At 58.3% G+C, this 25,389-nt stretch carries 27 protein-coding genes; 17 read left to right on the top strand and 10 right to left on the bottom strand.

What is annotated here, in order from left to right; translation table 11 throughout:
- Window positions 1–38 precede the first annotated feature (38 nt).
- Window positions 39–443 carry an acetyl-CoA sensor PanZ family protein gene (locus K5D32_RS22675; RefSeq protein ID WP_221578140.1) on the bottom strand — a complete coding sequence of 135 codons (405 nt, stop codon included), beginning with the start codon at window positions 441–443 and terminating at the stop codon, window positions 39–41.
- Between the two features lie 257 nt (window positions 444–700).
- Here K5D32_RS22675 and K5D32_RS22670 point away from each other — a divergent pair, with 257 nt between their 5' ends.
- Window positions 701–2,362 (top strand): OFA family MFS transporter, encoded by a 1,662-nt coding sequence (locus tag K5D32_RS22670; protein WP_221601891.1) that lies wholly within the window; start codon window positions 701–703, stop codon window positions 2,360–2,362.
- Between the two features lie 154 nt (window positions 2,363–2,516).
- Here the strand turns inward: K5D32_RS22670 and K5D32_RS22665 are convergent, their stop codons facing one another.
- Window positions 2,517–3,902, bottom strand: coding sequence for an amino acid permease (locus K5D32_RS22665; protein WP_221601890.1), 1,386 nt, complete (start codon window positions 3,900–3,902; stop codon window positions 2,517–2,519).
- Between the two features lie 189 nt (window positions 3,903–4,091).
- Here K5D32_RS22665 and K5D32_RS22660 point away from each other — a divergent pair, with 189 nt between their 5' ends.
- The 9 genes from K5D32_RS22660 to K5D32_RS22620 all read left to right on the top strand — a co-directional run bounded on the left by K5D32_RS22660 (window position 4,092) and on the right by K5D32_RS22620 (window position 10,867).
- On the top strand, window positions 4,092–4,556 hold the full coding sequence (locus tag K5D32_RS22660) for an Lrp/AsnC family transcriptional regulator (protein ID WP_260407506.1): 465 nt from the start codon (window positions 4,092–4,094) through the stop codon (window positions 4,554–4,556).
- A 211-nt stretch (window positions 4,557–4,767) separates the two neighbouring features.
- A complete protein-coding gene (locus K5D32_RS22655; protein WP_221578143.1) occupies window positions 4,768–5,391 on the top strand; it encodes a YitT family protein in 624 nt (207 codons plus the stop codon).
- A 27-nt stretch (window positions 5,392–5,418) separates the two neighbouring features.
- Window positions 5,419–6,630: an amino acid aminotransferase gene (locus tag K5D32_RS22650; RefSeq protein WP_221578144.1), complete on the top strand. Its 1,212-nt coding sequence runs from the start codon at window positions 5,419–5,421 to the stop codon at window positions 6,628–6,630.
- 175 nt (window positions 6,631–6,805) lie between these two features.
- Window positions 6,806–7,399, top strand: coding sequence for an imidazoleglycerol-phosphate dehydratase HisB (gene hisB / locus K5D32_RS22645; RefSeq protein WP_025262442.1), 594 nt, complete (start codon window positions 6,806–6,808; stop codon window positions 7,397–7,399).
- Window positions 7,399–8,037 carry an imidazole glycerol phosphate synthase subunit HisH gene (gene hisH / locus K5D32_RS22640; protein ID WP_117167468.1) on the top strand — a complete coding sequence of 213 codons (639 nt, stop codon included), beginning with the start codon at window positions 7,399–7,401 and terminating at the stop codon, window positions 8,035–8,037. Before hisB ends, hisH begins: the two co-directional genes overlap by 1 nt.
- Before the next feature lie 5 nt (window positions 8,038–8,042).
- Window positions 8,043–8,306 carry a DUF2164 domain-containing protein gene (locus tag K5D32_RS22635; protein WP_025262440.1) on the top strand — a complete coding sequence of 88 codons (264 nt, stop codon included), beginning with the start codon at window positions 8,043–8,045 and terminating at the stop codon, window positions 8,304–8,306.
- Window positions 8,307–8,390: 84 nt separating this feature from the next.
- On the top strand, window positions 8,391–9,134 hold the full coding sequence (hisA, locus tag K5D32_RS22630) for a 1-(5-phosphoribosyl)-5-[(5-phosphoribosylamino)methylideneamino]imidazole-4-carboxamide isomerase (RefSeq protein WP_025262439.1): 744 nt from the start codon (window positions 8,391–8,393) through the stop codon (window positions 9,132–9,134).
- 86 nt (window positions 9,135–9,220) lie between these two features.
- Window positions 9,221–9,991: an imidazole glycerol phosphate synthase subunit HisF gene (gene hisF, locus K5D32_RS22625; RefSeq protein ID WP_025262438.1), complete on the top strand. Its 771-nt coding sequence runs from the start codon at window positions 9,221–9,223 to the stop codon at window positions 9,989–9,991.
- 120 nt (window positions 9,992–10,111) lie between these two features.
- A complete protein-coding gene (locus K5D32_RS22620) occupies window positions 10,112–10,867 on the top strand; it encodes an ABC transporter substrate-binding protein (RefSeq protein ID WP_221578145.1) in 756 nt (251 codons plus the stop codon).
- A gap of 4 nt (window positions 10,868–10,871) precedes the next feature.
- Here the strand turns inward: K5D32_RS22620 and K5D32_RS22615 are convergent, their stop codons facing one another.
- From K5D32_RS22615 to gpmI, 5 genes are all read right to left on the bottom strand, one after another.
- Window positions 10,872–12,362, bottom strand: a complete 1,491-nt coding sequence (locus K5D32_RS22615; protein ID WP_221601887.1) for a serine protease — start codon at window positions 12,360–12,362, stop codon at window positions 10,872–10,874.
- Between the two features lie 142 nt (window positions 12,363–12,504).
- Entirely contained in the window at window positions 12,505–13,290 is a 786-nt protein-coding gene (locus K5D32_RS22610) for a divergent polysaccharide deacetylase family protein (RefSeq protein ID WP_221601886.1), read from the bottom strand.
- Between the two features lie 3 nt (window positions 13,291–13,293).
- A complete protein-coding gene (locus K5D32_RS22605) occupies window positions 13,294–14,622 on the bottom strand; it encodes a S41 family peptidase (protein ID WP_025262434.1) in 1,329 nt (442 codons plus the stop codon).
- Between the two features lie 33 nt (window positions 14,623–14,655).
- The gene (locus K5D32_RS22600) at window positions 14,656–15,951 is read right to left on the bottom strand and encodes a murein hydrolase activator EnvC (RefSeq protein ID WP_221601883.1); all 1,296 of its coding nucleotides are present in this window, start codon (window positions 15,949–15,951) and stop codon (window positions 14,656–14,658) included.
- A gap of 152 nt (window positions 15,952–16,103) precedes the next feature.
- Window positions 16,104–17,636 (bottom strand): 2,3-bisphosphoglycerate-independent phosphoglycerate mutase, encoded by a 1,533-nt coding sequence (gene gpmI / locus K5D32_RS22595; RefSeq protein WP_221601881.1) that lies wholly within the window; start codon window positions 17,634–17,636, stop codon window positions 16,104–16,106.
- A 146-nt stretch (window positions 17,637–17,782) separates the two neighbouring features.
- Here gpmI and K5D32_RS22590 point away from each other — a divergent pair, with 146 nt between their 5' ends.
- Genes K5D32_RS22590 through secB form a run of 3 tightly spaced genes read left to right on the top strand, consistent with a single transcriptional unit; the run spans window position 17,783 to window position 18,975 of the window.
- Window positions 17,783–18,196, top strand: a complete 414-nt coding sequence (locus K5D32_RS22590; protein WP_117167477.1) for a rhodanese-like domain-containing protein — start codon at window positions 17,783–17,785, stop codon at window positions 18,194–18,196.
- A gap of 1 nt (window position 18,197) precedes the next feature.
- The gene (gene grxC, locus K5D32_RS22585; protein WP_221578150.1) at window positions 18,198–18,452 is read left to right on the top strand and encodes a glutaredoxin 3; all 255 of its coding nucleotides are present in this window, start codon (window positions 18,198–18,200) and stop codon (window positions 18,450–18,452) included.
- Between the two features lie 37 nt (window positions 18,453–18,489).
- Entirely contained in the window at window positions 18,490–18,975 is a 486-nt protein-coding gene (secB, locus tag K5D32_RS22580; RefSeq protein WP_025262429.1) for a protein-export chaperone SecB, read from the top strand.
- Between the two features lie 79 nt (window positions 18,976–19,054).
- Here the strand turns inward: secB and rimK are convergent, their stop codons facing one another.
- Genes rimK through K5D32_RS22565 form a run of 3 tightly spaced genes read right to left on the bottom strand, consistent with a single transcriptional unit; the run spans window position 19,055 to window position 21,232 of the window.
- Window positions 19,055–19,960 carry a 30S ribosomal protein S6--L-glutamate ligase gene (rimK, locus tag K5D32_RS22575; RefSeq protein ID WP_025262428.1) on the bottom strand — a complete coding sequence of 302 codons (906 nt, stop codon included), beginning with the start codon at window positions 19,958–19,960 and terminating at the stop codon, window positions 19,055–19,057.
- Complete coding sequence (locus K5D32_RS22570; protein WP_176767553.1) at window positions 19,957–20,400, bottom strand: ATP-dependent zinc protease; 444 nt, start codon at window positions 20,398–20,400, stop codon at window positions 19,957–19,959. The genes rimK and K5D32_RS22570 overlap by 4 nt, the downstream gene beginning before the upstream one ends.
- Before the next feature lie 49 nt (window positions 20,401–20,449).
- Window positions 20,450–21,232 carry an EAL domain-containing protein gene (locus K5D32_RS22565; protein WP_221601879.1) on the bottom strand — a complete coding sequence of 261 codons (783 nt, stop codon included), beginning with the start codon at window positions 21,230–21,232 and terminating at the stop codon, window positions 20,450–20,452.
- A 176-nt stretch (window positions 21,233–21,408) separates the two neighbouring features.
- Between K5D32_RS22565 and K5D32_RS22560 the strand changes: the two genes are divergently transcribed.
- From K5D32_RS22560 to K5D32_RS22545, 4 genes are all read left to right on the top strand, one after another.
- Complete coding sequence (locus tag K5D32_RS22560; RefSeq protein ID WP_025262425.1) at window positions 21,409–21,819, top strand: RNA-binding S4 domain-containing protein; 411 nt, start codon at window positions 21,409–21,411, stop codon at window positions 21,817–21,819.
- Between the two features lie 148 nt (window positions 21,820–21,967).
- Window positions 21,968–22,870: an Hsp33 family molecular chaperone HslO gene (gene hslO / locus K5D32_RS22555; protein WP_221578152.1), complete on the top strand. Its 903-nt coding sequence runs from the start codon at window positions 21,968–21,970 to the stop codon at window positions 22,868–22,870.
- Between the two features lie 179 nt (window positions 22,871–23,049).
- The gene (locus K5D32_RS22550) at window positions 23,050–24,594 is read left to right on the top strand and encodes a phosphoenolpyruvate carboxykinase (protein ID WP_221601877.1); all 1,545 of its coding nucleotides are present in this window, start codon (window positions 23,050–23,052) and stop codon (window positions 24,592–24,594) included.
- A gap of 466 nt (window positions 24,595–25,060) precedes the next feature.
- A complete protein-coding gene (locus tag K5D32_RS22545; RefSeq protein ID WP_221578154.1) occupies window positions 25,061–25,273 on the top strand; it encodes a DUF6124 family protein in 213 nt (70 codons plus the stop codon).
- Window positions 25,274–25,389: the final 116 nt, after the last annotated feature.

Here is a 25,389-nt window from a genome sequence, read left to right as displayed (position 1 = left end):
TGTCGGGGGCTTTGGATGCCTTGGGCTGCTGCGCGGGGTCAAATGCTTGCGATTTCCAGCGGCACGTCGAGCTTGGCCGCAAGGGCCAGGACTTCAGGAAGCTCGGCGGTTGTCTGCAAGCGTAGTTCGCAACCTGCATCGCGGGCCGATTTCTGTGCCTGGGCCACCAGTCGCTCGGCAACACCGCGCCGACGGGTGAGGGTGCGTACGCAAAGATGCGACAGCCGCCAGATATCACCGGTCTGTTCCAGGCGTGCAGCGCCCAGCAGCCGGTCATTGAAGCGTCCCGCCAGAAGTGTTCCGTCATTCAGGCTTGTTTCAATCAATTGCGCCGCATCGGCGAAGGGCGCAAACAGCCATTGCGGTGCGTCGCGATATATCTTTTGCAGATCTTCCTGATCCTGATAAGTGGGGGAATTAATAATCCCAACTAAGACCGGCATTGTATTTCCTCTGTCCGCAATTGATTGTATCTATTACTTCATAGATGGCGTGGATTGGGTAAGTAATTAATTGATGTAACAAGATACTTACGGCCCTTGGTAAGTGTTAGTCTCTCGCCATCGCTGGTAAGGTGCGGCCTTTTGCCACGCCTCTGGATACCGCCCGATAAAAAAACAGTCATGGCCGTCAGGCATGGAGACTGTGAGCGGACCAGCGCATTAATCCTGCGAGCATTACACATCTGGGGGTAATCACAATGAGCACAAGCACAGCTTTGGGCGGCGCCACCGTTCAACCTGCGTTCTTGTCCAAGGAACGCATCATCGCCAAGCCCGGTTTCAACCGTTGGCTGGTTCCGCCCGCTGCTTTGGCAATTCACCTTTGTATCGGTATGGCTTACGGCTTCTCGGTATTCTGGTTGCCGCTTTCCAAGGCTATCGGTATTTCGACACCTGTTGCCTGCACACCTGACATGGGCTTCTTCGCACAGATTTTCGCGTCGACCTGTGACTGGCAGATCTCCATGCTGGGCTGGATCTACACACTGTTCTTCATCTTCCTGGGCTGCTCTGCTGCCATCTGGGGTGGCTGGCTCGAACACGCTGGCCCGCGCAAGGCCGGTGTCGTTTCGGCTCTGTGCTGGTGTGGCGGTCTGCTGATCTCCTCGCTTGGTATCTACACTCACCAGATCTGGCTGATGTGGCTGGGTTCCGGTGTGATCGGTGGTATCGGCCTGGGGCTGGGTTATATCTCCCCCGTTTCAACCCTGATCAAGTGGTTCCCGGACAAGCGCGGCATGGCGACCGGCATGGCGATCATGGGTTTCGGCGGCGGTGCGATGGTAGGTGCTCCTCTGGCCACTGCGCTGATGGGCTACTTCGCTTCTGCTGAAAGCGTTGGCGTATGGCAGAGCTTCGCGGTGATGGCGGTGATTTACTTCGTCTTCATGATCGGCGGCGCCCTGGGCTACCGCGTTCCACCGACCGGCTGGAAACCTGAAGGCTGGACCGCTCCTGCCAAGAAAGCCAGCAACGCGATGATCACCAATCGTCACGTACACGTGAGCGTGGCCTGGAAAACGCCGCAATTCCGTCTGGTATGGCTGGTGCTGTGCCTGAACGTTTCCGCGGGTATCGGTATCCTGGGCATGGCGTCGCCACTGCTGCAGGAAGTGTTCGCCGGTAAACTGCTGGGCAATGATCTGACCTTCAGCCAACTGAATGCCGATCAACTGAAAGCCATCGCTGCCATCGCGGCAGGCTTCACCGGTCTGTTGAGCCTGTTCAACATCGGTGGTCGTTTCTTCTGGGCTTCGTGCTCCGACTACATCGGCCGCAAGGCAACCTACTTCGTGTTCTTTGCCCTGGGCTTCGTGCTGTATGCGTCGGTTCCGACTCTGAGCCACATTGGCAGCATCGCGCTGTTCGTGGGTGCCTTCTGTATCGTGCTGTCGATGTACGGCGGTGGCTTCGCGACCGTTCCTGCCTATCTGGCTGACCTGTTCGGTACGCAAATGGTCGGTGCAATCCACGGTCGTCTGCTGACCGCCTGGGCTGCTGCCGGTGTACTGGGTCCGGTACTGGTCAACTACCTGCGTGAATATCAGCTCAGCCACGGCGTTGCTCGTGCTGCAGCCTACGACATCACGTTGTACATCCTGGCCGGCATGCTGGTACTGGGCTTCATCTGCAACCTGCTGATTCGTCCGGTTGCCGACAAGTACTTCATGACTGACGCCGAACTTGCTGCTGAACAAGCCATCGGCCTCGACAAGAACGCTGTTGCGACCACTTCTCTGGAGTGGAAAGCGTCTGAAGGCAGCAAGCCATTTGTCATCCTGGCCTGGCTGGCTGTTGGTGTTCCTCTGGCGTGGGGCGTGTGGGTCACCCTGCAAAAGACGGCCGTACTGTTCAACTAAAACAGTCGGGTAAAAAGAAAGCGCTTGCACAGGACGTGCAAGCGCTTTTTTTATGCCTGCTACCCCAGTAGGAGCGAATTCATTCGCGAGAGGCCGGTACATCCAACACAGATATGGCGTTTGGAATGCCACCTCGCGAAATTCGCTCCTACCGTCATGAGGTGGTCGATTTATTCGTGAAGGTGACAGGTTTACTGCGGGCCTTTATGGCGTACGCCGCGCCCAGTGCGATCAGCCAGATTGGCAGCATGTACACCGAGATACTGATACCCGGCGTGAACAGCATGATCACCAGAATACCGACCAGGAAAGCCAGGCAGATGTAGTTGGTGGCCGGATAGCCCCAGCTCTTGAACAGTGTGGTTTCGTTGGCCTGGCGTTTGGCGTTGCGGAATTTCAGGTGGGTAATGGTAATGATGACCCAGTTGAGTACCAGAGCCGCCACCACCAGCGCCATCAGCAATTTGAAGGCCTGCTCCGGCATCAGGTAGTTGATCAGTACGCAGGTGCCTGTGGACAGCGCCGAAATCGCCAGGGCATTGACCGGTACGCCACGGGCGTTGATCTTGAGCATTGCCTTGGGTGCATTACCCTGTTTGGCCAGGCCGAACATCATCCGGCTGTTGCTGTAGACGCAACTGTTATAGACCGACAGCGCAGCGGTCAGGACCACGACGTTCAGCACAGTCGCGACCACATTGCTGTCCATCTCATGGAAGATCATCACGAAAGGACTGCCGCCGGTCACCACTTTCTGCCAGGGATACAGACACAGCAGAACCACCAGTGCGCCCACGTAGAACAGCAGGATGCGGTAGATCACCTGATTGGTCGCGCGCGGGATGCTGCGCTGAGGGTCCTGCGCTTCGGCCGCGGTAATCCCGATCAGCTCCAGGCCACCGAACGAAAACATGATAAAGGCCATGGCCATTACCAGCCCGCTGACGCCGTTGGGGAAGAACCCGCCGTATTGCCACAGGTTGGCTACGGCAGCGTCCGGGCCGCCATTGCCGCTGGCCAGCAGATAGGCGCCGAAAACAATCATGCCGACGATGGCCAGCACTTTGATGATGGAGAACCAGAACTCCATTTCACCGTAGAGCTTTACGCTGCTGAGGTTGATCAGGTTGATGATCACGAAGAACGCGGCTGCCGAAACCCAGGTAGGGACGTCCGGCCACCAGTACTGAACGTACAACCCGACCGCCGTGAGCTCGGCCATGCCTACCAGCACATACAGGACCCAGTAGTTCCAGCCGGACATGAAGCCTGCAAAGTTGCCCCAGTATTTATTGGCGAAGTGGCTGAAGGTTCCGGCCACCGGTTCCTCGACCACCATCTCGCCCAACTGGCGCATGATGAAAAACGCGATCAGGCCTGCAATCGCATAACCCAGAATCACCGAAGGGCCAGCCATGCTGACGGTATGAGCAATTCCTAGAAACAACCCCGTACCGATGGCGCCACCCAGCGCGATCAGTTGGATATGCCGATTCTTCAAACCCCGATGCAGTTGATCGGGCGGCGTTGATTGGGTCATTGAAAATCCCTGCAAGTATTAATAACGGATCGGCTGGTATGGCCATCATTGGCTTTACTATTGGCCTCGATTGCAAGACAGGTGCCATCTCTCTTGTGGTCCGGTGATGCACTTCGGGCGGTCGCTGTTGATGCTTTGAAACTGATAGGCTTCCCGGCCTGAACTCTCTGGTACGAGCGATTGCCCTCAATGAAAATGAATGAAATCGACGACTTCGACTTGAAGATCCTGACTCTGCTTCAGGCCAATGGCCGCCTGACCAATCAGGAGCTGAGCGATCTGGTCGGGCTTTCGGCATCGCAATGCTCGCGTCGCAGAATCAGTCTGGAGCAGGACCATCTGATCCTGGGCTACCACGCCCGTATCGCTCCGCAAGCCCTGAGCCGCGAGGTTCTGGCAATGATCGAAGTCCGTCTGGTCGGTCACAACACGGAGTATCGGGAGATATTCCAGGCACTGGTTGCCGACCTCAGTTCGATCATCGACGCTTACAAGACCACAGGGGACGCGGATTATACGCTCAAGGTGGCTGTTGCCGACCTCGATAGTCTCAACAAGCTGATGGAGTGTATTACTGCAAGCGACAGCGTTGCGCATATAAAGACGGCTGTTGTTCTGGAGCGCCTGAAAGAAAACAGTGTGGTGACAGTATAAAGCGCTGCACTGTTATGGCACATAAGTGTTGTTGGTGTGCGCAAATGATGCATGTATGTTGTTTTTGTAGTTGTTAGTGTGCGCAAAGTTGTATTTGTTGGATAACATCGGTCGTATTGTGTAGGATTTATGCTCATATCGTGAGTCGTCATGGCGTTGCTGGGTCAAGCGCGCTGTCATTCACCTGCATCGATCCTGCCTGAGCGCCCTGATGACAACCCATACCGCCGTGCCCAACAGTCTTGATACCCGTCACTCTGCCCAGGAAGACGTATTTGCCCTGGTCATCGCCACTGTCCTGATTTCCTTCAGCGTGCTGATGCTGCGCCAGGCGGGCGTCATGACGGGCGGTACGGCGGGCATTGCCCTGTTTTTCCACTACACCTTTGCCGTGCCTTTCGGCGTTGCGTTCTTCGCCCTCAACCTGCCGTTCTACTACCTGTCCTTTCGCCGGATGGGCTGGCTGTTCACGCTCAAGACCTTTTGTGCGGTAGGGCTGGTATCCTTCTTTTCCGATCAGCATGCCCTGTTCATCCATATCGATCAGTTGCAGCCCTTTTATGCCTCGGTGCTGGGTAACCTGATTCTGGGCGTGGGCTTCCTGATCCTGTTCAGGCACCGGGCCAGCCTGGGTGGCGTGAATATTCTTGCGCTGTATCTTCAGGATAAATATGGTTTCAAGGCTGGTTGGTTGCAGATGGGTGTGGATATTTGCGTGCTTGTCGCTTCCCTGACGTTCATCAGCCTGCCGACTCTGGTAGCTTCCATAGTCGGTGCCGTGCTGCTGAATTTCATCATTGCGCAAAACCACCGATCCGATCGCTATTCGGCCTGATTCACTAAACAAGAGGAGTTGTTGCGCATGCTAGCCCACGTAGAGTCCTACGCCGGAGATCCGATCCTGTCGCTGATGGAAACCTTCCAGAAGGACCCGCGTGCGGACAAGGTCAACCTCAGTATCGGTCTGTACTATGACGCCGAAGGGCGCATCCCGCCTCTGGCTGCGGCAGTCCGTGCTCTGCAGCAAGTGGCCGAAAGCGAGCAGCAGGCCGCATCTCTCTACCTGCCGATGGAAGGCCTGGCTCCTTATCGCGAGGCTGTGCAGAACCTGCTGTTCGGTGCCGATCATCCTGCGTTGCTTGAAGGTCGTGTGGCGACCATCCAGACCGTGGGCGGCTCCGGGGCGTTGAAAGTCGGTGCGGACTTTCTGAAATATGCGTTTCCCGAGTCTCAGGTCTGGGTCAGCGACCCGACGTGGGAAAACCACCACGCGCTGTTCGGTGGTGCGGGTTTCAAGGTCCACACGTACCCGTACTTCGATTCGAGCACCGGTGGCGTGGATTTCGAAGCCATGCTGGACAAGCTGCAGACCTTGCCGGCGCGCAGCATCGTGTTGCTGCACCCTTGCTGCCACAACCCCACAGGCGCCGATCTGTCGGTGGAGCAGTGGGACCGTCTGATCGAGCTGGTCAAGAGCCGACAGCTCATTCCGTTCCTCGATACCGCCTATCAGGGTTTCGGCAGAGGCATGAATGAAGATGCTTATGCGATCAGGGCGATGGCCAGCGCTGGCATCACCACAGTAATCAGCAACTCGTTCTCGAAAATCTTCTCGCTGTATGGCGAGCGTGTCGGCGGTCTGTCCATCGTCTGTGAGGACGTGGCTTCAGCCACCAACGTGCTGGGGCAACTCAAGGCCACCGTGCGTCGCAACTACTCCAGCCCGCCTGCCCATGGCGCGCAGGTGGTTGCCCGTGTGCTCAACACCCCGCAACTGCGCGACGAGTGGCTGAGTGAAGTCGAAGACATGCGCCTGCGCATCATCGACATGCGTCAGAAGCTGGTGACCGCACTGGAGCAGAAAGTCCCGGGCCGTGATTTCAGCTTCATCCTTCGCCAGAGTGGCATGTTCAGTTACACCGGCCTGAGCCCTGAACAGGTCGATGAGCTGCGTGAAAAATATGGTGTGTACCTGATTCGCAGTGGCCGGGTGTGCATGGCCGGGCTGAACGAGGCCAATATCGGCAAGTTCTGCGATGCGCTGGGCAGCCTGTTTGCCGGAAAACCTGCGTAAAACCTTCCGCAAGCGTGTGTCGGCAGGCTTGAGGGGCGTGAAATCGTCGATTTTGCCCCCTCAACTCCGACAAACCGCCATCATCTTGCCTTCCCCTCGTCTGTTTACTTCATGCCGGCCGCATCTGGGCCTATAATGGTCACCTTTTTCGCCCAATGATTTTGCGGAGCTGGTGATGGCCGAACGTAAGGCATCCGTCGAGCGCAATACCCTGGAAACCCAGATCAAAGCCTCGATCAACCTGGATGGCACCGGAAAGGCCCGATTCGATATCGGAGTCCCTTTCCTTGAGCACATGCTCGACCAGATCGCCCGGCACGGGTTGATCGACCTTGATATCGAGTGCAAAGGCGACCTGGAAATCGACGACCACCACACCGTGGAAGACGTCGGTATCACCCTGGGCCAGGCATTCAGCCAGGCTATCGGGGATAAAAAAGGTATCCGTCGTTATGGCCATTCCTATGTGCCGCTCGATGAAGCCTTGTCCCGCGTGGTCATCGACTTTTCCGGTCGTCCGGGCCTGCAGATGCATGTGCCTTATACCCGTGCCGTGGTCGGTGGCTTCGACGTGGACCTGTTCCAGGAATTCTTCCAGGGCTTCGTCAACCACGCCAACGTGACCCTGCACATCGACAACCTGCGCGGCACCAACACTCACCACCAGATCGAAACCGTCTTCAAGGCATTCGGTCGCGCACTGCGCATGGCGGTCGAGCTGGATGAGCGCATGGCCGGGCAAATGCCTTCGACCAAGGGTGTGCTCTGATGCAGACGGTTGCTGTCATCGATTACGGCATGGGCAACCTGCACTCGGTCGCCAAGGCGCTCGAGCATGTGGGCGCCGGCCGTGTGCTGATCACCAGCGATGCCAAAGTGATTCGCGAAGCCGATCGCATCGTGTTTCCGGGTGTGGGCGCGATTCGCGACTGCATGGCTGAAATTCGCCGCCTGGAGTTCGATGCACTGGTTCGTGAAGTGAGCAAGGATCGTCCTTTCCTCGGCATCTGTGTCGGCATGCAGGCTTTGCTCGATCGCAGCGAAGAAAACGGCGGTGTGGACTGCATCGGCCTGTTCCCGGGCCAGGTGAAGTTCTTCGGCAAGGACCTGCAAGAGCAGGGCGAGCACTTGAAAGTGCCGCACATGGGCTGGAACGAAGTGACCCAGTCGGTGGATCACCCGCTGTGGCACGACATCCCTGACCGGGCTCGCTTCTACTTTGTCCACAGCTTCTATATCCAGGCGGCCAACCCGCGTCAGGTGGTGGGCAGCGGGCATTACGGCGTTGATTTCGCCGCAGCCCTGGCTGACGGCTCGCGCTTTGCCGTGCAGTTCCACCCCGAGAAGAGCCATACCCATGGCCTGCAATTGCTGCAGAACTTCGTGGCCTGGGACGGTCGCTGGTAATCGCCATGAGTAAAGCCAGAACCAAGGCCCCGATTCTCACCCTCACTCCTGAACAGGAGCAGCAGGCCATCGACAAGCTCAAGCGGTTGTTCGCGCAGCGCTTTGAAATGGACCTGGGGTCGTTTGAGGTGGCCGAGGTGCTTGAGTTCTTTACCAGCGAGATTGCCCCGCACTATTACAACCGAGCGGTTTTCGATGCTCAGCAGCTCCTCAAGGAGCGCTTCGAGAGCATCGAAAGCGATCTGTGGTCGCTCGAAAAGAGCAGCTGAAAGCTTCAGGCTTCAAGCTGCAAGAACTGAATTTGATAGACACGCACGCTTGAAGCTTGCCGCTCTTTTGACGAAGGAAAAAGTATGCTGATTATTCCCGCGATCGACCTTAAAGACGGCGCCTGTGTACGTCTGCGCCAGGGCCGTATGGAAGATTCCACGGTGTTTTCCGATGATCCGGTGAGCATGGCTGCCAAGTGGGTCGATGGTGGCTGCCGTCGTCTGCATCTGGTCGACCTGAACGGTGCGTTTGAAGGCCAGCCGGTCAATGGCGACGTTGTCACGGCCATTGCCAAGCGTTATCCACAACTGCCGATCCAGATCGGAGGCGGCATTCGCTCGCTGGAAACCATCGAGCACTACGTCAAGGCGGGCGTGAGCTACGTCATCATCGGCACCAAGGCCGTCAAGGAGCCAGAGTTCGTCGCTGAAGCCTGCCGCGCATTCCCTGGCAAAGTGATTGTCGGCCTGGACGCCAAGGATGGTTTCGTCGCCACCGACGGCTGGGCAGAAGTCAGCACCGTGCAGGTCATTGACCTGGCCAAGCGTTTCGAGGCTGATGGCGTGTCTGCAATCGTTTATACCGACATCGCCAAAGACGGCATGATGCAGGGCTGCAACATCCCGTTCACCGCCGCGCTGGCTGCTGCGACCCGTATTCCGGTCATCGCTTCCGGTGGCATCCACAACCTGGGCGACATCAAGGCCCTGCTGGACGCCAAGGCCCCCGGCATCATCGGCGCAATCACCGGTCGTGCGATCTACGAAGGGACGCTGGACGTGGCTGAAGCGCAGGCGCTCTGTGATCTGGAGAGCCTCAAGCCATAAGCTGCAAGCCGCAAGCTGAAGCAGATCTGCTTTGTCTTGCGGCTTGAAACTTGCCGCTTGCAACTGCTGTTATCGGAGATAACCCCATGGCCCTGGCCAAACGCATCATCCCTTGCCTGGACGTCGACAACGGTCGAGTGGTCAAGGGCGTCAAGTTCGAGAACATCCGCGATGCGGGCGATCCGGTGGAAATTGCTCGTCGCTACAACGAGCAGGGCGCGGACGAAATCACCTTTCTGGACATCACCGCCAGCGTTGATGGCCGTGATACCACGCTCCATACCGTCGAGCGCATGGCCAGTCAGGTGTTCATTCCGCTGACCGTCGGTGGCGGTGTGCGTACCGTCCAGGACATCCGCAACCTGTTGAACGCCGGTGCCGACAAGGTTTCGATCAACACGGCGGCGGTGTTCAACCCGGAATTCGTTGGCGAAGCGGCTTCCCGTTTCGGCTCGCAGTGCATCGTGGTCGCTATCGATGCCAAGAAGGTTTCCCTGCCAGGCGAAACCCCGCGCTGGGAAATCTTCACCCACGGCGGTCGCAAGCCGACCGGTCTTGACGCCGTGCAGTGGGCGAAAAAGATGGAAGACCTGGGTGCCGGTGAAATCCTCCTGACCAGCATGGATCAGGACGGCATGAAAAACGGTTTCGACCTGGGCGTTACCCGGGCCATCAGCGATGCGCTGGGGATTCCGGTGATTGCCTCCGGTGGCGTCGGCAACCTGGAGCATCTGGCAGCGGGTGTCATTGAGGGTCATGCGAGCGCTGTTCTGGCGGCGAGCATCTTCCACTTTGGCGAATACACCGTGCCCGAAGCCAAGGCCTACATGGCCCAGCGCGGTATCGTCGTTCGTTGATTGGCAGGCGGGCAGCCCTTGCTCGCCCTGTCATGAGTTTTCTGGTTGCAGCGACACTGCTAGACACTGTCATGGTATAGCGGCACTCTGCACGGGGTTGTCATGCTCGAGTGCCGAAATATGTTCAAACGTCTTTTTCTTGCACTACTGGGCGCCAGCGCTCTTCTCAGTTTCAGCGCTCGGGGCAGTGATGCGTCGACGCCTTCTATCGTGTTGCTGACCGAGAACTATCCGCCTTACAACATGGCGGTGGACGGCAAGAACTTCGCTCAGGAAAACAACCTTGATGGCATCGCTGTCGAGATCGTGCGCGAGATGTTCAAGCGGGCCGGTATCAGCTACAACCTGACCCTGCGTTTTCCCTGGGAGCGCATCTACAAGCTGGCGCTGGAAAAACGCGGCTATGGTGTGTTCTCCACCGTGCGTACGCCCGAGCGTGAAAAACTCTTCAAATGGGTTGGCCCTCTTGGTCCGGTGGACTGGGTCATGCTGGCCCGTGAGGACAGCACCATCACCCTGACTGACCTGGAGCAAGCCAAGGCTTATCAGGTCGGCGCCTATAAAGGTGATGCGGTTGCCCAGAGCCTGATTCTCAAGAGCTTCAACCCGGTGTTGATGTTGCGGGATCAGGACAACGCCAGAAAACTCGCCACTGGCCAGATCGACCTGTGGGCCACTGCCGATCCTGTTGGCCGTTATCTGGCCAAGCAGGAAGGCATCACGGGTTTTAAAACAGTCTTGCGCTTCCATACGGCCGAGCTGTTCCTGGCGCTGAACAAGGAAACGCCCGACGACGTTGTCGCCCGCCTGCAAAAGCAGCTGGATGACATGCGCGCCGAAGGCTGGGTGGACAAGGTTCAGGCGCGCTATCAATAACGCCTCACTCGCTCACGGACACAATGTCCTCGCGCACGCTGGAGCGCTGGCCGTTGACGTCATGGGCGTAGGTGCAGATTTTCACCGGCAATAATTTCTTGCGCAGCACCAGATTGCTGCCCAGTCGCCTTCTGAAGCCTTGCGGGTCTGTGCAGTCCGTTGTCGCCACAGGGCCGATCTTCGCGGTGTAGTAATCAATCCGTCCGGGGTCACTTAACCAGTTGACCTCATAAGAGCCGAAGCTGTTTTTCTGGATATGCACTTGCGGGTCGCTTGTGGGGCCTGCTGCAAGCAACTCCACAGCCAGTGTCAGGGCGTTGCGCATCATCCCGTGGCTGGGCCGCTCATCGGCTGACGAGACGCCGATGATACATAGCCAATTGATGCCGACCCGTGCGTCTATCGGGTCATCGATACGGGCATCCCGGGACGTTATTGTGGCGCTGTAACCCACTGGATTCTCACATTCCAGAGGCGAGCCGACCTTCTTGTAGCGATAGAAAGGTTTATCCACCCTGAACTGCAGATCCCACGAGGGATAAACCTCATTGCCCAGAGCATCCAGCCTGACCTTGGCAAATTGTCTGGGTGGTTTCTCAAACAGGATCGAATGCACAGGAAAGAGCCTGCACTGCTGGGGATCGGTAGTGAGCACGCCATCAATGAAGCATTCGTTCAGGCTGGTGACCGGGCTGCCAAAGTTGCTGTCGGCAGCCTGGGTCGGGAAACCGGGTGGTAACGTCACTTCACCCTTTACCGCAGAACTTTCGGGTGATGGCTGGTTGGTGAGATTCAAGACGGCGAACACCTCGCCGGTATCACGGGTCAGCAATGGGCTGCCGGATGAGCCCTTGGCGATGTCCTTGCACTGGTTGCTGACCGTGTGACGCCAGACCCAGGGTTGCTGCAGGATTTCTCCTGAAGACTGATGAACGCAGGCCGCCATGCGCAGATGACCTGTGCCGATATAAAGCGGGGCACCAATGGACAGGATATCGCGGCCGTTTTCCGGCATCTGGTTTGTGAGTCGCAGTGGCTGGATGCCGTCAGCGATCAGCGATGCCAGTGTCGGTTGCAACTCGACAATCGCCAGATCCACGCCTTGCATGCTGCTCCAGTTAACACGCTTCAATGGATAGCTGTAGGCGTGGCTGTCGGTGAAAAAGTTGAACTGGACGGTCCCCTTGATTTCACTGTCGGTGAGGATCAGGCCGTTGCGTCGAGAGATGCAGTGGCCATTGGTAAGCAGGTAGGCAGGCGCGTCGTCCGGGCTGTCGGGGCTGCGGGTATCGATCAGGGTTGCGGTGCAATCCGAACCTTTTTTGCTCTTTATGCGACCGATGCCATTCCAGTGAACGCTCTGGCCATCTGCTTCTAGCAGGACTTTCGAGGGCGCAAGCGAAATCAGGCCTTCGCCCAGGTCATGGGCTGCGGCAGCGGGCATGTGCAAAAGGCTGGCGACGCAGCAGGCGGCAGCAAAAATGCGGAGATTCATGATTCTTCCTTGATAACAGGTATGGATATCAGTCCCTTTAAACGGGGGCTGACGCTGTTATCAAGGCAGTAATGGCCGGGGACATTTAAAGTAGGCGGAGCTTACAGCGCGTGTGGAAAATTCAAGCCGGTCAGGTCGGTAATCAGCGGTAGATGCCTTCCTTCCCGTGCCCGGCCATGGCCTTGTTGCCTCTCTCGCTGATCATGTGACGCAGCTCGATCCATTCGATGCCCTGTGCCTTGAGCTTGGGCAACTCGCGCTCCAGCACATCGAGGGTCACGGGATAAGGGTGGCCGATGATGACCACCGACCCCTGTTTATGGGCGAGTTTGATCGCGATCTGCAATTGTCGGGTGATGGCCTCGGCGGTGCGCTCGTCGTCCAGGAACACATCGCGAGACACGCTTGCCAGGCCGATACGCTGGGCTGCGGCGGCGGCCACGGTCTTGGCGCTGGTGCGGCTGTCGACGAAGAACATGTGCCGGCGCTGCAATTCTTCCATGAGCCAGGCCATGGCCACAGGCTCGCTGGTCATGCGGCTGCCCATGTGATTATTGATGCCTGCGGCATAAGGCACCTTGAGCAGCGCGGCGTTCAGGCGGCTTTCAAGCTCGGGCAAGGGCAGGCCGGGATGCCAGGCATACGGGCCGGTCGCCGGGTCCATCGGCATGTGCAGCATGACCGTCTTGCCGGCAGCGTGTGCCTGTCGGGCGAAATCGGTGGCATGAGGCGTGTCGGGCATGATCGCCAGCGTAACAGGGCCGGGCAGGGCGAGGGTGCGGCTGTCGCGAGCGGGGTTCTGGCCCAGATCGTCGATGATCAGGCTCAGATAGATGGCGTGCGGCTTGTCAGCCTTCTCGCTGTCGGGCGCTGCATGGGCAGCACCGGTCAGCGAGAGGGCCAGCAACAGGCATGAGAGAAAACGCATGCCTTAGTTGCCGCGGGTGATACTCAAGCCTTTGAGCAGGCTCAGCGCCTGATTGAGCTGGTAGTCTTCATCCTGCGGACGCGCCTTGGCCGCTGCGCCGCCCTTGACGGTCGGCTTGTCGGCACCGCCGTTACCATTGCCCAGGTGGCCGGAAAGGTCGGCTTCCTTGTAGTTCTCGCCGTCCGCTTCGTTGGTGACCTTGGCGCGGCGCACGACGATGTCCGGGTTGATGCCCTGAGCCTGGATAGAGCGGCCGTTAGGCGTGTAGTACAGCGCAGTGGTGATTTTCAGGGCGCGGTCGTTGTTCAGCGGCAGAACGGTCTGCACCGAGCCTTTGCCAAAACTGTCGGTGCCCATCAGGATGCCGCGCTTCTGGTCTTGCAGGGCTCCGGCGACGATTTCCGAGGCCGAGGCGCTGCCGCCGTTGATCAGCACCACCAGAGGCGCGCCTTCGCTGGCGTCTGCCGGGTCGGCGGAGAAGCGCAGTTCGGAGTTGGCGATACGGCCCTTGGTGTAGACGATCAGGCCCTTGGTCAGGAAGTGATCCGCCACGGCCACCGCCGATTGCAGCACGCCGCCAGGGTTGTTGCGCAGGTCCAGGATCAACCCGCTCATCTTCTTGCCGTTGTCCTTGCGCAGTTTGGCCAGTGCCTTGCCGACTTCATCGCCGGTCTTGACCTGGAACTGGGTGATGCGGATATAGCCGTAGCCGTTCTCCAGCATCTGCGCCTTGACGCTCTTGACCTGAATGGTTGCCCGCGCCAGCGTCACGTCGAACGGCGTACCGCCATCGCGTACCAGCGTCAGAGTGATCTTTTCACCGATCTTGCCCCGCATCTTGTCGACCGCTTCCTGCATGGTCTGACCCTGAGTCGGTGCGCCGTTGATCTTGACGATCAGGTCACCTGCCTCGATGCCCGCCTTGGACGCCGGGGTGTCGTCGATGGGCGAAACCACCTTGACGAAACCGTCTTCGATGCCGACCTCGATGCCCAGGCCGCCAAACTCGCCGCTGGTGCTTTCCTGCAGCTCCTGGAAGTCTTCCGGGCCCAGATAGGCCGAGTGCGGGTCAAGGTTGCTGAGCATGCCCTTGATGGCGTTTTCCAGCAGGGTCTTGTCGTCCACCGGCTCGACATAAGCGGCCTTGACCCGATCCATGACTTCGGCAAAGGTGCGCAGCTCATCGAGCGGCAGCGGTGCCTTGGCGTTGGCGGGCGCGACAGCTGCTGGCGCTGGTGCCGGCGTGGCTTTTTCGGCAGCCAGAGCCAGAGGCGAACCAATAACAATGGCGATAGCCAGGGTCAGCGAGGTGAGGCGGGACAAATGCAGCATGTCTAACGAACTCCTACAGATATTGGGGCCGACTTATCCTTGAGTGCGGCACCATTGGGCTGGATCGCTGGGGCGACCCTGCTGACGAATAGCAAAATACAACGCTGATGTGTCTTGACCGCCGCTATTGCCTACGGTGGATATTGCCTCACCGGCCTTCACGATGTCGCCTGCCGACTTCAGCAGGCTCTGGTTGTGACCATACAGGCTCAGATATCCGTTGCCATGGTCGAGAATGACCAGAAGACCGGCGCCGCGCAACCAGTCAGCGAAAACCACACGCCCGCCATGCACGGCATGGACCTGGCTTCCGGCAGCAGCGCTGATCATCACACCATCCCACTTGGTCCGCTCGTCATCTCCACGGGCTTCACCAAAGCGGGCAAGCAATCGACCATCGACAGGCCAGGGAAGTTTACCCCTGGCTTCGGCAAAAGCGCCGCCATATGACGCGCCGGCACTGGAAACCATGGCGCCGGGGGCTTTGACTGGCCGCTTGGGCGCGGGTTCATCATTATTTCGGCTGCTGCTGGCGGCACGTTGGCGCTGCTCTTCGGCTTCGCGGGCGGCAACCAGTGCTTTCTGACGCGCTTCCTCGGCTTCGCGAGCCTGACGGGCGAGGGTTTCCTCGATGGTTTTCAGCACCTTGCCCAGATCGGCCTGATCCTGCTGGCGCGCCTGGAGCTTCTGGTCCCGGGCCTTGTAATCCTGATTGATCTTGGCCAGCGCCTGCTGGCGTTCCTGGCGGACTTTGGCCAGTTCTTCGCTCTGGCTGTCCAGGTTGCTTTTCTGGACCAGCAACTGCGCTTGCTGCAGGTCGATATCTTTCTCGACACTGGCCAGCTGGCGCAGGGTTTCATTGAAGTTGTTCAACTGGGTCAGCCGGGCCTGGCTGATGTAGTCGTAATAGGTGAGGGTGCGGGCGAATTTTTCAGGGTTCTGCTGATTGAGCAGCAGTTTCAGGTATTCCTGACGGCCACTCTGATAGGCGGCACGGGCCTGGATGGCAATCAGGCGTTGTTGCTCAGCGCGAGCGGTGTTGAGTTTTTTTTTCTCACTGTCGAGCCGCTGGAGCTCGGTTTCGGTCTTTTTTAGTTCCTTTTGCAGGACCTCGACCTGCTTTTCCAGCTTACCCATTTCGGTTTCAGTGGTACGAAGGTCCTTCTGGACACCCGCTTTCTCTTCCTGGAGTTTGTTCAGGACTTTCTGCAGCTCGGCAACATCCTGGCGCGCAGCGTCTATCTGTTTTTGGGTTTGCGCACGCTCGTCGTCGGCGAGCGCCGGATTGAGCAGGCAAAGCAGGACAAGGGCAATCAAGGCGCGGAGCATGAGGGTGGGCGATACCGAGGAATTGTGAGAAAAAATGACAGGCCTAGTATGCCCGCCATACGGCACAAAAAAAACGCCCCGCAGCCACTGCTTTGGGGCCTGATACACAAAAAACCGGCATTTTCTGATGTCGAAATGCCGGTTCAGAGCGCTTACTCCGCGACCAGAATCGAATGGCCGGTCATCTCTTGCGGCTTTTCCAGATCCATCAGTTGCAGCAGTGTGGGCGCGACATCGGCCAGAACCCCGCCCTCGCGGACTTTCAACGGACGCTTGCCGAAATAGATGAAAGGCACCGGCTCCGAGGTGTGCGCGGTGTGCGCCTGGCCAGTGGAGTCATCGGTCATCTGCTCGACGTTGCCGTGGTCGGCGGTAATCAGCGCTTCGCCGCCGACCTTTTCCAGAGCCTCGGTGATGCGGCCGACGCACAGGTCCAGGCATTCCACGGCCTTGATCGCCGCTTCCATCACGCCGCTATGCCCAACCATGTCGCCGTTGGCATAGTTGACGACGATTACGTCATAACGCTGGTTTTCAATGGCGTCGACAATCTTGTCGGTGACTTCAGGCGCGCTCATTTCCGGCTGCAGGTCGTAAGTGGCGACTTTCGGCGATGGAATCAGGATGCGCTCTTCGCCCGGGAACGGCTCTTCGCGGCCACCGGAGAAGAAGAACGTCACGTGGGCGTACTTTTCGGTCTCGGCGATGCGCAGCTGGGTCTTGCCGTTATCGGCCAGGTACTGGCCCAGCACATTCTTCAGGCTACCGGCAGCAAATGCCGATGGCGCGGGAATGCTGGCCGCGTATTGGGTCAGCATCACGTAGCTGACCTTCGGCTGACGGGCGCGCTCGAAATCCTTGAAATCGTCTTCGACGAAAACACGGGTCAGCTCACGGGCACGGTCGGCGCGGAAGTTCATGAAGACCACGGCATCGCCGTCTTCGACCTTGACCGGCTCGCCAATGCGGGTGGCTTTGACGAACTCGTCGTTCTCGTCACGGGCGTAGGCCGCTTCCAGCCCGGCAACGCCGGTTTCAGCCTGGAATTCTGCCGTGCTGTCGACAATCAGGTTGTAGGCGGTGGACACGCGATCCCAGCGATTGTCGCGGTCCATGGCGAAGTAACGGCCAATGATGGTCGCGGTGCGGCCCTTGCCCAGACGGGCGAAGGCTTCGTCCAGCAGCTCAAGGGAGCTTTTCGCGCTGCGCGGCGGTGTATCGCGTCCATCGAGGAAAGCGTGCAGGTAGATCTTGTCGGCGCCACGTTTTACCGCCAGCTCGGCCATGGCGACCAGATGGTCCTGGTGGCTGTGAACACCGCCATCGGACAGCAGGCCCAGGATATGAACGGCCTTGCCTGCTTCGACAGCCTTGTCCACGGCCTTGCAGATGGTCGGGTTCTCGAAGAACTCGCCGTCGCGAATGGCCTTGGTGACGCGAGTGAAGTCCTGATAAACCACACGCCCGGCACCCAGATTCATATGGCCGACTTCGGAGTTGCCCATCTGCCCGTCCGGCAGGCCCACATCCATGCCCGAACCTGAAATCAGGCCGTGCGGCATGGTTTGGTAGAGGCGATCCATGACTGGCATCTTGGCGGCCAGAATGGCGTTGCCTTCAGGGTTTTCGCTGTGTCCGAAGCCATCCAGGATGATAAGGACCAGAGGTTTTGGGGTGGCAGTCATAGAACCCACTCGAGGCTGGTTAAAGAAAGTACAAAAAAGATCCGCATTTTAGGGGCAAGTTCAAACGACGTCACTGCCGCACGGACTTTGGCGCACCTTGGGTGCTGTGTATACTGGCCGACATTTTAACGCCCTGGAACCTACTGATGGTTGCTCATCTGCTTGAATTCGCCACTAACCACTACCTGATCACCGGTGCTTTCTTCATTCTGCTGGCATTGCTGATTGCCTATGAATTGAGCAAGGGCGGTCGCAGCCTGAGCACACGCGAGCTGACAGCTCTGGTCAACAGCGACCAGGCCGTGGTCATCGACGTGCGTTCCACCAAGGATTTTGCGACAGGCCATATCGTCGGCTCCCTGAATTTTCCGCAGGACAAAGTGCTGACCCGCACGTCTGAACTGCAAAAACACAAGGACAAGACGTTGATCATAGTCGATGCATTCGGGCAGCATGCAGGTAGCACAGCCCGCGAGCTTCTGAAGTCGGGTTTCAAGGCGGCCAAATTGTCTGGCGGTATTTCCAGCTGGCGCGCCGATAACTTGCCTTTGGTGAAATGAAATGTCTGAAGTCATCGTCTACTCCAGCGACTATTGCCCCTATTGCACACGCGCCAAGCAGTTGCTGCAAAGCAAGAGAGTTGCCTTTAACGAGATAAGAGTCGATGGCAAACCGCAGGTTCGCGCTGAAATGGTAGCGAAGGCCGGTCGTACTTCAGTGCCGCAGATCTGGATCGGTTCCAGGCATGTCGGCGGCTGCGACGACCTCTTTGCCCTTGAGCGCGCAGGCAAGCTTGACCAATGGCTTGAAAACTGAGTTCAACTTCACACCCTATTTTTCATAAGGATTCGACATGACCGAGCAATCGACCAACGGCGTTACCAACGAAGAAAACTCCCCCCAGTTTTCCTTGCAGCGTATTTATGTTCGCGACCTGTCGTTCGAAGCACCGAAAAGCCCGGCAATCTTCCGTCAGGAATGGACTCCAAGCGTCAGCCTAGACCTCAACACCCGTCAGAAGCCGCTGGAAGGCGACTTCTACGAAGTAGTGCTGACCCTGTCCGTGACCGTCAACAACGGTGATGAAGTTGCCTTCATCGTTGAAGTCCAGCAAGCCGGTATCTTCCTGATCAAGGGCCTGGACGACGCTTCCCTGAGCCACACCTTGGGCGCGTTCTGCCCGAACCTGCTGTTCCCTTACGCTCGCGAAGCGATCGACAACCTGGTTGTTCGTGGTTCTTTCCCTGCGCTGATGCTGTCCCCGGTCAACTTCGACGCGCTGTACGCCCAAGAGCTACAACGCATGCAGGAAGCTGGCGAAACGCCAACCGTGCAGTAAATGAAAAAAGCGCCTTTCGACAGGCGCTTTTTTGTGTGGGAGCGAATTTATTCGCGAATGAATTCGCTCCTGCCTGGGTTCAGCCTTTCCCTTTGGTCCGCGTCATATGCGGCCCGCTGTTCTTCTCCAGATACTCGATGATCATGCCGGCCACGTCCTTGCTGGTCGTCACTTCGATACCTTCCAGCCCCGGCGACGAGTTCACTTCCATCACCAGCGGACCATGGTTGGAGCGCAAGATATCCACCCCCGCGACACTCAAACCCATGACCTTGGCGGCGCGAAGGGCAGTCATGCGTTCCTGCGGGGTGATCTTGATCAGGCTGGCGCTGCCGCCACGGTGCAGGTTGGAGCGGAACTCGCCCGGCTTGGCCTGACGCTTCATCGACGCGATGACCTTGTCGCCGACCACGAAGCAGCGGATATCCGCGCCGCCCGCTTCCTTTATGTATTCCTGAACCATGATGTCCTGCTTGAGGCCCATGAACGCCTCGATCACCGACTCGGCAGCCGTGGCTGTTTCACAGAGCACTACGCCGATGCCCTGAGTGCCTTCGAGCACCTTGATGACCAGCGGCGCGCCGTTGACCATCTGGATCAGGTCGGGGATATCGTCCGGCGAGTGGGCAAAACCGGTGACAGGCAGGCCGATGCCACGGCGCGACAGCAATTGCAGCGAGCGCAGCTTGTCCCGGGAACGGGCAATGGCCACCGACTCATTGAGCGGGAACACGCCCATCATTTCGAACTGGCGCAACACCGCACAGCCATAGAACGTTACCGAAGCGCCGATGCGCGGGATGACCGCATCGAAGCCTTCCAGCGGCTTGCCGCGATAGTGGATCTGCGGCTTGTGGCTGGCGATGTTCATATAGGCGCGCAGGGTGTCGATCACCACCATCTCGTGGCCACGCTCGATACCAGCTTCGACCAGACGACGGGTGGAATACAGACGCGGATTACGCGAAAGCACAGCGATCTTCATGCAGCACCTGAGGAAGTAGAGGCCGGGAACACCGGCTTTTCTTGAACGTAAGTAATGCCCGGATTGACCACCAGCTGGCCGTCGATCAAGGCGTTTGAACCCAATAGCAGCCGATAGCGCATCGACTTGCGGCAGGCCAGGGTGAATTCCACCGGCCAGACGCGATCACCCAGGGCCAGCGTGGTGCGGATCACATAGCGAACCTGCGCCTGGCCATTGGAGCTTTTGATCGTTTTCATGGCGACCAGTTGGGCCTCGCAGCGGCGATGACGCAACTGCACCACGGTGCCCAGATGAGCATTGAAACGAACCCATTTCTGGCCGTCGCGTTCAAAAGGTTCGATCTCGGTGGCATGCAGGCTTGACGTGCTTGCGCCGGTATCGATTTTTGCCCGCAGGCCAGCGACCCCCAGATCGGGTAGCGCCACCCACTCACGCAGGCCGACAACTGTCAGATGATCGAATGTCTTCAACGCGATTCCATATGATTCAAGACGTCTTCCAGACACCAGGATCAACCTGGGCCAGTGCTTTGAACGCAGGCCTGGCGAACCAGTAGCCTTGCATCAGGAAAATTCCGCAGTCAGCGAGGAAGTCCCGTTCTTCGGCGTGTTCGATGCCTTCGGCGATCACTGTAACCCCCAACTCTGCACACATTGTGACAACACCACGAACGATAGCCTGACGTGCCCGATCACGGTGGACGTTGCGAATCAAATCCATGTCGAGTTTTATCAGATCGGGCTGGAAGTTCGCCAGAAGCGTCAGCCCGGCATGGCCGGCGCCGAAATCATCGATAGCGGTCATGAAACCGAATTCGCGATATTCGCGCAAAATATTACTCAAATGGCCATCGTTATTTACATGCTCGGTTTCCAGCGTTTCGAATATGAGGTTCGAAAGCGGGAAGTTGTGCTGGCGAGCGGCTTCCAGGGTGGTGCGGATGCACAGCTCGGGACGGTACACGGCATTGGGCAGGAAGTTGATCGATAAACGCTCGGTCATTCCCAGTTGGGCCGCGCCTGCGATGGCCTTGGTGCGACAGCTCTGGTCGAAGCGGTAGCGGTTGGTGTCCGTGACCTTGTCGAGGACCGAATAGGCACCCTCGCCATTGGGGCCTCTGACCAGTGCTTCATGCGCAAATATCGACTGGTCGCGCAGGTCCACGATCGGCTGGTAGGCAAACTCGAACGAGAAGTCCAGTTCCGGGCTGCCGGTGCAGCCTTCGCAGCCCTTTCTGGGTGCGGTCAAAGAGGTCGGGAACTCTGTCATGTCGCTCTTCCATGCTGAGGTTGGGAACAAATTCGCACTGACCGGCTTTGACACGCAAGGATTGATTGCTTCATGTTCGACAGGGCGCAGGGAGTGTACGTAGACCGGCGACTGCATGCAGTCACTTTCTATACTCAACCCGATAGTTCTGACTGTTTCACGAGTGAGGAATTCACATGGCGAAAAAGACTGAAGAAGACGATGACAAGGTTCGTCTGGACAAATGGCTTTGGGCGGCGCGTTTCTTCAAGACCCGTGCGCTGGCCAAGGCGGCTATAGAAAGCGGCAAGGTGCATTGTCGTGGCGAGCGTTGCAAGCCAGGCAAGGAGCCTCATATCGGTGACGAGATTCTGGTGCGCACCGGTTTCGATGAGCGCACGGTCGTGGTTGAAGCGTTGTCCATCGTGCGACGTGGCGCGCCCGAGGCACAAACCCTGTATCGCGAAACACCCGACAGCATCGCAAAACGTGAACACGCAGCCGCACAACGCAAGGCGGGCAACCTGAGCGTGACCACCGACGGGCGACCGACCAAGAAGCAGCGTCGCCAGCTTTTCGAGTTTCACGGCAGCAATCACGGTGACTGAAACTGTGCGCCAGTAATCAGCACGAATCGCCATCCGGCTTGGAAGAGCGCACCGTAGCCCATAAAATGTCCTGCAACGGTATGGCAGAGCGCATCCATGGATGCCTGACACTGCCATCAATTGTCATTCCTTCAGATACCTTCTTCTTATGCATGATTTACCGGACATCGACTTCACCCAGCGCTTCATCTTTGACGAAAGCGACGTTCGTGGAGAGCTGGTCGCGCTGGAGCGCAGTTACGCCGAAGTGCTTGCCAAGCACCCCTACCCGGAGCCGGTCGCGCAACTGCTCGGCGAGCTGATGGCTGCTGCTGCCTTGCTGGTGGGTACACTGAAATTCGACGGTCTGCTGATTCTGCAGGCGCGCTCCAGCGGCGCTGTGCCGCTGCTGATGGTCGAGTGCTCCAGCGAGCGGGAATTGCGCGGCATTGCCCGTTATGACGAATCCCTGATCGCGCCGGGTGCCGGTCTGCAAGACCTGATGCCTGAAGGCTCGCTGACCCTGACCGTGGACCCCAAGAAGGGCAAGCGTTATCAGGGCATCGTGGCTCTGGACGGCGTCGACCTCTCGGAAAGCCTCTCCAGCTATTTCGTGATGTCCGAGCAGCTTGGCACCCGCTTCTGGCTCAAGGCCGACGGACATCGCGCCCGTGGTCTATTGTTGCAACAGCTTCCCGTGGCACAGATCACCGACCCCGAAGAGCGCGACGCCAGCTGGGAACATGTCATCACCCTGGCCAGCACCCTGTCGGCCGAGGAATTGCTGGGCCTGGACAACCCGACCATCCTGCATCGCCTGTACCACGAAGACCCGGTTCGCCTGTTCGATATCCAGCCTATCTGCTTCCGTTGCAGCTGCTCGCGCGAGCGTTCCGCCAATGCGCTGGTCAGCCTGGGTCTGGAGGACGCGCAGCAACTGGTTCAGGAGCATGCGGGCGCCATCGAGATCGACTGCCAGTTCTGTAATGAGCGCTATTTGTTCGATGCCGCTGACGTCGCCCAGCTGTTTGCTGGCGGTGGTGTCGATTCTCCATCTGACACGCGCCACTAATCGCGAGAGAAACTGTCTCAGAACATCGTGTGGGCGGTTGTAATGCGGTTCTGACAGGAGGGTCCTACCATTTTTGGGCTTTTCTGGCATAATCCCGCCCACTTTTCCGCTGTAGTAGTGGTTGTTTTTTTACTACAAAACCGTTTGAAGCACTCGGCCACTGGCCGACGGGGACCCTGATGACGCAAGCAAACAACGCTGTGTACACCGATCTGAGCATCGACGAACTGGTCAAGGAAGCCCTTGCCCGTGGTGAAGGCGAGCTTTCCGACACCGGCGCACTGGTTGTGCAAACAGGCCATCGCACTGGCCGCTCGCCAGCCGATCGTTTCATCGTTGAAGAGCCGAGCACTCAGGACGCAATTGCCTGGGGCACGATCAACCGCAAGTTCCCGGCTGACAAATTCGATGCGCTGTGGGACCGCGTTGCGGTCTACCTGAGCGAGCGCGAGCGTTTCGTTTCCCACGTTCATGTAGGTTCCGATCCTGCGCACTACCTGCCAGTCAAGATGACCACCGAGACTGCATGGCACAACCTGTTTGGCCGTTGCCTGTTCATCAACCCTGAGCAGTACAACCCGTCTGCCAAGGACGAGTGGCAGATCCAGAACGCTCCATGGTTCGTCTGCGAGCCAGAGCGTGACGGCACCAACTCCGACGGCACCGTCATCATCAACTTCGCCGCCAAGAAAGTGCTGATCGCTGGCATGCGCTACGCCGGCGAAATGAAGAAAGCCCTGTTCTCGGTACAGAACTTCCTGCTGCCAGCAGTCGACGTTCTGCCGATGCACTGCGCGGCCAACATGGGCGAAGAGGGCGACGTGACCCTGTTCTTCGGTCTGTCCGGCACTGGCAAGACCACCCTGTCCGCTGACGAAAGCCGCTACCTGATCGGCGACGACGAACACGGCTGGGGCGTGGGCGTTGTGTTCAACATCGAAGGCGGTTGCTATGCCAAGTGCATCGACCTGTCCGAGAAGAACGAGCCTGTCATCTGGAAAGCCATCCAGCACGGCGCCGTACTGGAAAACGTCGTTCTGGACCCGGTCACCAAGAAAGCCGACTACGCCGACGACAGCCTGACCCAGAACAGCCGCGCGGCCTACCCGCGTGAACTGATCGAAAAACGCGCACCGCTGAACCTGGGCGGCGAGCCAAACGCCGTGATCTTCCTGACCTGCGACCTGACCGGCGTACTGCCTCCCGTGTCGATCCTCAGCGAAGAACAGGCTGCCTACCACTTCCTGTCGGGTTACACCGCACTGGTTGGCTCCACCGAAATGGGTTCGGGCGCTGGCATCAAGTCCACCTTCTCCACCTGCTTCGGCGCACCGTTCTTCCCGCGTCCGGCTGGCGAATACGCAGAGCTGCTGATCAAGCGCATCCGCGGCTTCGGCTCCAAGGTCTACCTGGTCAACACCGGCTGGACCGGCGGCGGCTACGGCGTTGGCAAGCGCTTCAACATCCCGACCACTCGTGGCGTGATTGCAGCCATCCAGAGCGGCGCGCTGATCGGCGCAGAAACCGAACACCTGGACACCATCAACCTCGACGTGCCGAAGTCGGTACCGGGCGTTGAAACCGGCCTGCTCAACCCACGCAACACCTGGGCTGACAAAGCGGCTTACGACGAAGCCGCCAAAGGCCTGGCTGGCCTGTTCATCGAGAACTTCAAGAAGTTCGACGTGAGCGACGCGATCAAGGCTGCTGGTCCGAAGCTGTAATTCGGGTTAGCTGCACAGAGAACCGCCCTTCGGGGCGGTTTTTTATTTTGTGGTGGTGAAGCTTTTCGCGACTGAATTCGCTCCTACACCGAACGCCGTAGGAGCGACTTCAGTCGCGAAAAGCTCAAAAAATGTGACGATTCCGAAAGACCAATCCGTATCTTCTGCGTGAAACTTCCCTGACAATCCAACCCGCTTGTGCCTGCCAGATCCGGGAACTAGTCTGCGCTCCGTCGCTGCAAAATCAGCGATCGGGTGTGGAAACCTGTTCTTTTCTGTAGGCGCACAAGCGTCACCAAGTTGCTTGCCGGATATTTAATCGGCGAGTGCTCTATGGCGGCTATGTGCGGGCAGACTTCGGTCTGGCCGGGTGCCTACAGCCTGGTTTTCCACCCCGTTCATAGCTGCCACCTTTTGTCGTGTGGAAACGGCAGGAGATGGCTCCGGAATGTGTAGGAGTTTCATCATGCTAAAAATAACCCCCGATCCACCCATCAAACTCGAAGAAACCCTTCTGCGGATTTCCGACCTCTTGCGTAGCGCCTCAGCCGCAGCCTATGAAACCGGTGACCAGCTCAGCGGCCAGAAACGTGATCTGGCGTTTTCGGTGATTTATCTGGTGGAGATGGCCAATGCGTTGGTCGAGCGCTCTCTGGACAAGATTGAGGTTGGTGCCTGATGCGTTCGCGAATGAATTCGCTCCTACGCAAGCACCGCAAACCCGGTAGATACTCTGTTCACGGTCAAGCTTTTAGCCGGTATTTTTCGCTAAAAAGCTTGGCCGTGTCGAAGTCT

The organism is Pseudomonas cichorii (assembly GCF_019719005.1).
GTDB lineage: Bacteria > Pseudomonadota > Gammaproteobacteria > Pseudomonadales > Pseudomonadaceae > Aquipseudomonas > Aquipseudomonas cichorii_E.
This window is presented reverse-complemented; position numbering and strand designations above follow the sequence as displayed.